Annotated in this window: 1 protein-coding gene and 1 pseudogene; one reads left to right on the plus strand and one right to left on the minus strand. The window is 69.1% G+C overall.

Going from position 1 to position 1,876, the window contains the following annotated elements:
* Positions 1–40: 40 nt before the first annotated feature.
* Positions 41–1,544, minus strand: a pseudogene (locus ACWGIU_RS36970) (M4 family metallopeptidase).
* A 146-nt stretch (positions 1,545–1,690) separates the two neighbouring features.
* Here ACWGIU_RS36970 and ACWGIU_RS36975 point away from each other — a divergent pair.
* Positions 1,691–1,876, plus strand: a 186-nt coding sequence (locus ACWGIU_RS36975) for a hypothetical protein (RefSeq protein WP_453712451.1), incomplete at its 3' end; no start/stop codon positions are given.

Genomic DNA, 1,876 nt, shown 5'->3' on the forward strand with positions numbered 1-1,876 from the left:
CCGTAGGCCCGCCGGGGCGAGGTACCGCTCAGGAGCCGGCTCAGCCGTTGACGTTGACGGCCTTCCAGGCGGCCGCCACCTGCTGGTACTCCACGCTGGTCGATCCGTACAGGTCGGCCGTCGCCTGCAGGGTCGCGGTGCGCGCTCCCGCGTAGTTGGTGGTCGACGTCATGTAGGTCGAGAGCGCCTTGTACCAGATCTTGTAGGCCTTGGTCCGGCCGATCCCGGTCACCGTCGAGCCGTCGTAGGTGGACGAGTTGTACGACACCCCGTTGACCGTCTTGGCGCCGCTGCCCTCGGAGAGCAGGTAGAAGAAGTGGTTGGCCACCCCCGAGGAATTGTGCACGTCGAGCCGGCCCACGGTCTTGGACCAGTAGTCGGCCGAGGCGCCGTCCTTGCTGGGCTTGTCCATGTAGCGCAGCGGCGTGCCGTTGCCGCGGATGTCGATCTTCTCGCCGATGAGGTAGTCGCCGATGTCGGCCGAGTTGTTGGCGAAGAACTCCACCGAGGTGCCGAAGATGTCGCTGGTGGCCTCGTTGAGGCCGCCCGACTCACGGCTGTAGTTCAGCTTGGCCGTGGCGGCGGTCAGGCCGTGGCTCATCTCGTGGCCGGCGACGTCCAGCGACGTGAGCGGCTTCTGGTTGGCGGCGCCGTCGCCGTAGGTAGCAGAAGCAGGCGTCGGACCAGAAGGCGTTGACGTAGGCGTTGCCGTAGTGGACGCGGGAGTAGGCGGCCTTGCCGTCCCCGGCGATGCCGTTGCGGCCGAATTCGGACTTGTAGAAGTCCCAGGTCATCGCGGCGCCGTAGTGGGCGTCGGCTGCGGCCGTCTGGCGGTTCGACGGCAGTCCGTCGCCCCACTTGTCGTCGGCGTCGGTGAACAGGCTGCCGGTGCCGGTGGTGCCGCCGTTCAGGTCATAGGTCTTGTGGCCGCCGCGGACACCGTCGGTCAGGCTGTAGGACGCCCCGCTCTGCGTGGTGTCCAGCGTGACCGAGCCGGAGTACTGGCTCGTGCCGGTGCCGGTGTCGATGGCCTCGTAGGAGTACAGCTCGGCGCCGGTGGCGGCGTCCGTGATGACGTGGCGCTCGCTGGGGGTGCCGTCGTGCTGGGTGCCGTTGACGACGGTCTCGTAGGCGAAGACCGGGCTTCCGCTCGCGGCCCAGACGACCTGGCGGGCACCGGCGGGCGCGGCCTTGAGGGAGGCGCGGGCGGCGGCCGGGGCTATTCGGGCCTCGACGCCCTTGGTGGTCTTTCGGCTGCCGTCCTTCTTCTGGTGGACCACCAGATCGCCGCCGAGGACCGGCAGCCCGGAGTAGGTGCGCTCGTAGCGGGTGTGCACCGTGCCGTCGGCGTCCTTGATCACATCGCGGGCCACGAGGCGCTCCTCGTCGGCCAGGCCGATGGCCCGCGCGGTGTCGGCCGCCGTGTTCTGCGCCGCGGTGATCGCCTGGACGCGCGCGTCGGCGGTCAGGGCGAGCGCGGTGGCTCCCGCCTCGCGCTCGGCCGAGGCGTTGGCGGATCCGCTCTGGACGGAGATCGCGACCATCGCCGCCGAGGCGACGACTGCGGCGGCGCGCAGCGCTCGGGTGCGGCTGCGGGGGGTGCGGGATGAGGACGTGGGGAGGGTCACTCGTGCTCCTTCAATTGCCGTGGGGGGCCAGGCGGTTGAGATTGCCAGGAAGGAGCGGTGTATTGACAGGTATGCAACAAGGATTTGACCAGCTGTTGTCCGAAGAGAGGGGTGCGATGTTCGCTCAGCGACCAAAAATGGAACATTGCGCTTCCCCGGACGCGGTGTGCACCGAGTCCGGGGAAGCGGCCGGATGTTACTGGATGCCGGGGATCTGCCGGGCCTTGAACGCGGCGCGCACGGCGTTC

Source organism: Streptomyces sp. NPDC054840 (assembly GCF_053611065.1).